The sequence below is a fragment of the Kribbella sp. NPDC026596 genome, assembly GCF_040638415.1.
GTDB lineage: Bacteria > Actinomycetota > Actinomycetes > Propionibacteriales > Kribbellaceae > Kribbella.
Map to the genome: position 1 here is coordinate 181164 of NZ_JBEZYF010000008.1, position 7683 is coordinate 188846.

The window sequence follows — 7683 nt, forward strand, 5'->3', positions numbered from 1 at the left end:
AGGGTGCGGGCTCTCGTCACTGGACTACTTGACTCCGTACGCGCGGATCACCGTCTGCGTGATCTTCGCACCGTTGGTGCCGGTCGCCTGGACCTTCAGCGATACGGTGTCGTGCGCGTTCGCGACCACAGCGACGTAGTGGCCGTGCACACCGACCACGGGGAGCTTCCGCCAGGTCTTGCCCTCGTCGAAGGACGCCCACGCCTGCAGGGTCCGCGCTCCCGGTGACTCGAAGCCCACAACGTGGGTGCGAGCGCCGACCCGACCGGTGAGGTCGGTCGGAACCCTGTAGCCGACCTGCTGCAGGGACAGCGGGGTCGCCTTGTCTTCCGCCTGCTTCGCCGATCGGAACTCCCACGAGGTTTCGGTCCGGGTTCCCCAGTTCCACTCGCCTTCGCTGTCGAGCCGGGCGGTCTTCAGATCGAGCTTGTACGCCGCGTCCTCGCTGGACGTGATCACGTCCTCCCACGCGTCCGGCAGCTCGGCCACGACCTGACCGTTCCGCGAGAGCACTGCGGATGCGGACGTGGCCTCACCGACCGTGTAGTGGCCGTCCGCGTCCACGAACGATGGGATCCGCAGCGACAACCGGTCACCGGTCCGAGTCGACACCACACCAGGTGCCGCCGCGGGCCGTACGACTGGACCGAACCACGTCTCGTCCGACGTGCCGTTGCGGTAACTCTGCGGCAGTGCGGTCATCCCACCGGCCAGCGGGTTCATGTCGTCCCAGGTCCACAGGTGGCTCACCCGGTGCTGCCAGAGCGAGTCACCCGAGGTCACCCACTCCTCCCGCACCTTCGGCGTCTCCACGAACCGCTGGGAGTCGTTCCACGAGTACTCCTGCCACGGCCGCCACCCGAACCGCTGCTCCTTGGCCCAGTTGAAGCCGCCGTTGTCGGCGTACCGGGTGGTGATCCGCGCACTGTTCGCCGGTGTCACCTTGTAGGTGATCTTGCTCGGGATGGCCCCGGTCGAGACCTGCTGTACGTCGTACAGGTACGGGCTGGAGGTGGTCAGGGTCAGGTCGATGGTGGCCCGGCCCTGCTTGGCACGGTCGATGAGCTTGCGACCGTCGTTGGACGTGGTGACCATCGCCGGGATCGGCTCCCGGTCCCCGATCGGGCGCCAGACGGTCCACGCCGACCAGTCCGCCGGCCGGACCAGGATCACCGCCGCGGCACCCGCGTTGGCGGCCGCCACGATCTGGTCGTGCTCGCTGCCGTTCCCCCAGCCGTCTTCGCTGGAGTCCAGCACCGCCAGCGCACCCTTCACGCCCTTCAGCGTGGAGTCCGCGTACACGAGTGGGAACCGCTTCTTGCCTTCGTACGACGGCGACTGGTGCAGCAGGTTGATATCGAGCGGCCCGGTCACCCCGGACACCGACGCCTGGACCAGCGGTGCGACGAGCTGCCAGCGGGACGAGAACTCGAAGCTGCCGTCCATGACCGGCTTGGTCGGCGTCACGTTCACCTGCTTGACCGTGCTGAAGTGCATCACGCCGTGGCTGATCGACCGGCCGTTCCCGTACTCGCGGTGCACGTAGTAGCTCAGGATTGCCTGCTGCTCCGACGGCTTGGGCGTCTGGATGGTGATCGGCACCGCCTTGCGTGCGTCGATGACGATCTCGGTGTCCTTGGTGACCACGATGTTCGGGTCGGTGAACAGGCTGACCTGCTCGTCCTGCGGGTCGTAGTTCTCCACCAGGGAGTGCAGCAGGTAGGTGCCCTCCTCGATCTCGGCGGTGTACGTCTCGCCGTCCCCGATCCACGCCAGGACGTCGGACCGCGAGTTGTCGCCGTACAGCGAGATGACCGGGACTCCGGTCGGCTGTCCGTCCAGGCCGACGGCGCGCAGCGTCACCTTGTGCTTCGGGCCGGACCGGAGGGCGCCGACCGCGGTGTGGGTGACGACCCCATCGGGGCCGGTGGCAACGATCCAGCCGCTGTACTGACCACGACCGAGCTTGGCCGGGTCCAGGGACAGCGGGACGTCCGCGCTGCCGTTGGCCGGGACCGTGACGGTCGCCGGGATGCTCAAGCCGTCGGTCTCCGGCTTGTTGTCGTCCAGGTTGGTCACCTGGACGGACAGGCTCAGAGTGACCGGGCTGCCGGAGTCGTTGCGGTACGTGATGGTCCGGGTGCCCGCGTCACCGGTCTGCAGGCCGAAGTCCGCGACGCCGCTGGCGGTGACCTTCTGCGCGACCGCCCTGGTCAGGTCGACCCGGCCGGCGCCCTGGGCGTACACGGTCTGGTTCGGCTGGGTCTTGGCGGTGCTGACCAGCGCGTTCTTCAACTGGTCGGCCTTCCAGTCCGGGTGCTGCTGTGCGAGCAGCGCCGCGGCTCCGGCCACGTGCGGCGTGGCCATCGACGTACCGGAGGCGGCCGTGTAGAGGTTGTCCACAGGCTGGCCCATGGCCGTGTCCTTCGCCCGGGCGGCGATGATGTCGACCCCCGGCGCGGTGATCTCCGGCTTGAGGCCGGCGTCGCCGAGCCGCGGTCCACGGCTGGAGAACTCGGCCAGGACGTCGTTGCGGTCCACGGCTCCGACGGTCAACGCGGACGCGGCGGCGCCCGGCGTACCGACCGTCTCGTCCTGGCCCTCGTTGCCGGCCGCGACGACGAACAGCGTGCCGGTCTGCGCGGTGATGTCGTTGACCGCCTGGCTGAGCGGGTCGGTGCCGTCGGTGGCCCCGCCGCCGAGGCTCATGTTGACGACCTTCGCGCCCTCGGCGGCGGCCCACTCCATCCCGGCGATGATCCAGGAGTCGTAGCCGTAGCCGTCGTCGCCGAGCACCTTGCCGACCAGCAGGTCCGCCTTCGGTGCGACGCCCTTCCGGGTCCCGCCGGCGCCGGCTCCGGTGCCCGCGATCGTCGCGGCGACGTGCGTACCGTGGCCGAAGTGGTCCTCCGCGCCGGTCGCGCTGCCGGAGAAGTCCTGGGTCTCCTTGACCTTGCCGACCAGATCCGGGTGCGTCGCGTCGACGCCGGTGTCCAGTACGGCGACCTCGACGCCGGAGCCCTCGTAGCCGGCCTTCCACGCGTCGGGTGCACCGATCTGCGGGACGCTCTTGTCGAGCACCGGGCGGACCTTGCCGTCGAGCCAGATCTTGGTCACGCCGCTGTTCAGCGTCCGCGCGCCGGGGGCCGGCTTGAGCGACTTCCACAGTTCAGGCAGCTGGTCCTTGGCCGCGTCCACGGCTCGGCCGCCGATCGACGGGAGGTCCCGGGTGGTCGACGTACCGGGCAGGGCCTGGGAGCCGCGGAAGCCGGCGCTGTCCTTGACGATCAGCGGGAGCTGCCGCGCGGCGGAGTCGCCGTACCCGTCGGCGATCAGCTCGTCGACGTCGAACAGATCCACGTCGAGTACTCCGGTGGAGACGTACGGTACGGCGTCACTCGGCAGGACGCGGAGTCCGCCGTCGGCCTCGATGGTGTGGAACGAGACGCCTTCGCGGCCCGCGGCGGGGCGGACGGTGGCCGCCTTCTTGCCGGCGCCGGCGTCGGTCACCTCGACGACGTCTCCGGTGATCAGGGTGACTGTCGCGGTCGTCGGGCCGGTGTTCCCGGCCCGTGGTGGGGAGGCGGCGACGGCGGGTGTTACCGACGCCGCGCCCAGGGCGAGCATCGCCGCGAGGGTGGCGGCGGTGGTCCGTTGGGGGGACATAGTTCTCCTTCGAGAGGTTTGGGGCAGGCACACCTCTTCTTCCGACAGAGTTTGCAATCAGGTCACAGGGATCCGCCCTGTCCATCACTGCCTTCCTTGCGACATGGCGCAACCACGCCATACTTATGGCCTCGCCTCCGGCTCGGCGGGTCATGGGGCCTTTGGCTCCCGGCCTTCCCTCGTCGTTCCGCTCGCTTCGCTCCCTTCACTCCTCAGTCCAGGCCGGGAGGGCCCCATGACACAGCAACTGATCCGCCGGTGGGCGTGGGTCGGGACGTTCGTGATCGGGGCGGGGTTGTATCTGGCCGTGCTCGCCGTCCTCACCGACACCGGGAACCCGAACCTGTTCCCGACCCTGATCCTGCTCGGCGCGATGGTCGTACCGCTGACGTTCGTCACGTTCGCGGACGGCCGGTCCGGGCGCTGGCTGATCGACGGCCCGACCCTCGGTGGCTGCCTGCTGTTCGGTGGCGTGGTCGGCGTGGCCGTCGCGGGTCTGCTCGAGTACAAGGCGATGCGGCGACTGGGCACCCTGCCGATGGTCGGGGTCGGGCTGATCGAGGAGGCCGCCAAGCTGATCGTGCCGGTGATCCTGGTGGTGTTCTTCGGGACCCGGTACCGGACCTCGATCGGCCGCGGCATCGTCATCGGGGTCGCGGTGGGCACCGGGTTCGCCGTCCTCGAGACCATGGGTTACGCGTTCGTCGCGCTGCTGCAGTCCGGTGGGAGCGTCGGGGACGCCGAGCAGACGCTGTTCATCCGCGGCCTGCTGTCACCGGCCGGGCACGCGGCCTGGACCGGGCTCGCCTGCTGGGGTCTCTGGCGGTTCGTGACAGAGCCGACCGGCAAACACTTCGCCTTCTTCGTCGCCATGTACGCGCTGGCCGTGGCCCTGCACACCACGTGGGACGGCATCGGCGGCTGGATCACGTACGCCATCGTCGGCGCGATCTCCATCGGCCTGCTCCTCTTCGGCCTCAAGCGGGCCCAGCGCGCGGACACCTTGGTGCCTGTCTAGACAAAGTGTCCAATGTGGACGTACTGTCCACAGGTGAAACCAGACCAGCTCGCGCCGATCGGCGAGGCGCTCGCGCGGCTGCTGTCGCCGCACGCCGAGGTGGTCCTGCACGACCCGGCCACCGACGAGATCGCCGCGATCTGGAACCCGTTGTCCGGACGCGAGCCCGGCGATCCGTCGCTCCTCGGCGAGCTCGAGGAGCTGACCGCCACAGGCGACGACGTGTACGGCCCCTACCCCAAGACGCTGTCCGACGGTCGGCGGCTGTCCAGCGTCACCGCCGTGATCCGGGACGACGACGGCGCACCGGCGTACGTGCTGTGCGTGAACGTCGACCGGACCGCGTTCGAGGAGGCGAGCCGGCTGCTGGCCGCCTTCGCCGCGCCGGTCGCCGGGCAGCCGCGGGTGCTGTTCGAGCACGACTGGTCCGAGACGCTCAACGAGATCGTCGCCAAGTACGTCCGAGAGCGTGGCGTCGCGGTTGAACGCCTGAGCAAGACGGACCGGTTGGAGTTGCTCGGCCGGCTCGACGCGGCGGGCGTGCTCAGTCAGCGGCGATCCGTGCCGGCCGTCGCCCGCGCACTGCGGGTCTCTCGATCCGCGCTCTACCAGCTCCTCGCTCAGACCCGGAAGGAGCCGAATGCCGACCCTGCCTGACTTCCGGTTGGAGACGTACTTCGCGCAGTGGGAGTTCAGTGCCCGCTACCACCTGACCGCCTCCGACGCGCAGACGTTGCCGATGTCCGAGCTGCTCGCGTTGGCCGACGACGACGGTCGCGAGCGGTGGGAGTCGCTGGCCCTCGGCTACACCGAGACGCGCGGTCTACCGGCTTTGCGCGAGGAGATCGCCGCGACCTACTCGGAGGCACAGGCTGAGGACATCCTGTGCTTCGCAGGTGCTGAAGAGGCGATCTACCTGGCGATGCGGACCCTGCTCGAGCCGACGGACCACATCGTCGTACTGACGCCGAACTACCAGGCGGCCGAGACGATCCCGCTGTCCGTCTGCGAGGTGACCGGCGTCGCGCTACGGCCCGAGGACGACTGGACGCTGGACGTCGACGCGGTCGAGCGTGCCCTCCGGCCGAACACCCGGATGGTGTCGGTCAACTTCCCGAACAACCCAACCGGGGCCGTCCCGTCGCTCGACAGCTGGCACCGGTTGGTCCAGCTGTGCGACGAGCGAGGGATCACGCTGTTCAGCGACGAGGTGTATCGCGGCCTCGAGCTCGAGGTGCCATCGTTGCCCCAAGCAACAGATCTGTCCGGTACGGCGCTCTCCCTCAATGTGATGTCCAAGGCGTACGGGCTGCCCGGCCTGCGGATCGGCTGGATCGCCTGCCGGGACCGGTCCGTGCTCGACAAGCTCGAACGCGCCAAGCATTACACGACGATCTGCAACTCCGCGCCGAGCGAGGTGCTGGCGCTGATCGCCCTGCGTGCCGGCGACCGGCTGCTTGAGCGGAACCGGTCGATCGTTGCGGCGAACCTGCCGGTCTTCGCAGACTTCTTCGCGCGGTATCCCGAGCTTTTCGAGTTCGCGGCGCCGGATGGCGGCTGCGTCTGTTATCCGCGGTACCTCGGTGCGGACGGTGTCGAGACGATGTGCACCGAGCTCGTCGAGCAGGCCGGCGTACTGCTGTTGCCGTCGAGCATCTACAGCTCCACGCTGACCGAGACACCGACCGATCGCTTCCGCGTCGGCCTCGGCCGTCGGGATCCCTCTGAGGCCCTGGATGTTTGGTCTACCTGGTTGGAGAAGCGCGGATGACTCTGCCGGTGATCGGCCTCGACGAGATCGCTCGCGTTGCCACGCCTGCCGTGGTGTTCGCCGCGGTGCGGGACGCGTTGATCGCCCACTCCGAGGGCCGTACGTCGGTCCCCGCGCCGATGGTGCTCGACTTTCCGGAACACTCCGGCGACTGCCACGTGAAGGCCGGGTACGTCGACGGGTCGCCGTACTTCGCGGTGAAGATCGCGAGCACATTTGCCTCGGTCAACAACGGGCTGATGCTCGTCGTCGACGCGACCACGGGCGCCCCCGCCGCGGTGCTCGCGGACGAGGGTCAGCTGACGGCCTGGCGTACGGCGGCAGCCGGCGCGCTGATCACCGACGCGATGACCCCGGCCGACGTCGACGAGGTCGCCGTACTCGGGACCGGCGAGCAGGCGCTGATGCAGGTCCAGTGGTTGCGGGAGTTGCGCCCGCTGCGACGCGTGCAGGTGTGGGGTCGCCGTCCCGAGGCTGTGGACAAGTTATGCGCCGCGTTCCTGGCGGATGGCTTGGATGCCCAGCCGTACGCCGACGGTGGTGCTGCGTGTGTGATTACGACAACCGCCGCCCGTGAGCCGTTGCCGGTTGAGCTGTTCCGGTCCGCGATCCACGTCACCGGGATCGGCACCGACATGCCGGGCAAGGGTGAGTTGCCGGTCTCCGTGTTCGAGGGCGCTTTGGTTGCCACCGACGACCACGCGCAGTGCCTCGACCACGGTGACTTCGGCAACGCCGTCCGGGCCGGGGTCGTGGCCGACAACGTGGACCTCGCGGTTGGCGCCGTACTGCGGGACGGTATGGACCGCACGCGCCGATCGGTCGCCGACCTGACCGGAATCGGTGCCCTGGACGCGGCGGTCTCGGCGGCAGTCCTGAATCGGTAGCCCTGACGCCTCGGTTTCCCGTCAGTAGGGTGAGACGGCTGTGCTGAGCCATGGACAACGCGTGCTGGACTGAGTACGGTCCGTAAACGGCGTCCGCACCACGCCACCGCTGGAGGGTCCTGTGTGCCCTCCCCCTGTTCGGTGAGGTGCTGCCCGCCAGTAGCGCCTCACTGGTGTATGGGCGAGCAGCCCGCGGCGGTTCGTCGCGGCCTGATGGGGGCCCGTACACCCAGGTGGGGGGGGGGGGGCCCCCCACCCGCGCACCCCCCCCCCCCGGGAAACAAAAAAACACGGTGTGTCGGGTGAGGTTTTTATTGGGGCGGGCGGGGGGGGGGGCAGAC

5 protein-coding genes are annotated in these 7683 nt (G+C 69.2%); 4 read left to right on the plus strand and 1 reads right to left on the minus strand.

Annotated elements, in window-relative coordinates; genetic code table 11:
* Positions 1 to 24 precede the first annotated feature (24 nt).
* Positions 25 to 3666, minus strand: a complete 3642-nt coding sequence (locus AB0E63_RS09535; RefSeq protein ID WP_360363591.1) for a S8 family serine peptidase — start codon at positions 3664 to 3666, stop codon at positions 25 to 27.
* A 235-nt stretch (positions 3667 to 3901) separates the two neighbouring features.
* Between AB0E63_RS09535 and AB0E63_RS09540 the strand changes: the two genes are divergently transcribed.
* The 4 genes from AB0E63_RS09540 to AB0E63_RS09555 are packed head-to-tail and all read left to right on the plus strand — an operon-like array spanning position 3902 to position 7342.
* Positions 3902 to 4684 carry a PrsW family intramembrane metalloprotease gene (locus tag AB0E63_RS09540; protein WP_360363593.1) on the plus strand — a complete coding sequence of 261 codons (783 nt, stop codon included), beginning with the start codon at positions 3902 to 3904 and terminating at the stop codon, positions 4682 to 4684.
* Positions 4685 to 4717: 33 nt separating this feature from the next.
* The gene (locus AB0E63_RS09545; RefSeq protein ID WP_360363595.1) at positions 4718 to 5341 is read left to right on the plus strand and encodes a PAS domain-containing protein; all 624 of its coding nucleotides are present in this window, start codon (positions 4718 to 4720) and stop codon (positions 5339 to 5341) included.
* Positions 5325 to 6455, plus strand: a complete 1131-nt coding sequence (locus AB0E63_RS09550) for a pyridoxal phosphate-dependent aminotransferase (protein ID WP_360363596.1) — start codon at positions 5325 to 5327, stop codon at positions 6453 to 6455. Before AB0E63_RS09545 ends, AB0E63_RS09550 begins: the two co-directional genes overlap by 17 nt.
* A complete protein-coding gene (locus AB0E63_RS09555; protein ID WP_360363598.1) occupies positions 6452 to 7342 on the plus strand; it encodes a hypothetical protein in 891 nt (296 codons plus the stop codon). Before AB0E63_RS09550 ends, AB0E63_RS09555 begins: the two co-directional genes overlap by 4 nt.
* Positions 7343 to 7683 lie beyond the last annotated feature (341 nt).

Coding starts and splice junctions, on each gene's coding strand:
- AB0E63_RS09540 (WP_360363593.1), top strand. CDS start 3,902: ATGACACAGCAACTGATCCGCCGGTGGGCGTGGGTCGGGACGTTCGTG.
- AB0E63_RS09535 (WP_360363591.1), bottom strand. CDS start 3,666: ATGTCCCCCCAACGGACCACCGCCGCCACCCTCGCGGCGATGCTCGCC.
- AB0E63_RS09550 (WP_360363596.1), top strand. CDS start 5,325: ATGCCGACCCTGCCTGACTTCCGGTTGGAGACGTACTTCGCGCAGTGG.
- AB0E63_RS09555 (WP_360363598.1), top strand. CDS start 6,452: ATGACTCTGCCGGTGATCGGCCTCGACGAGATCGCTCGCGTTGCCACG.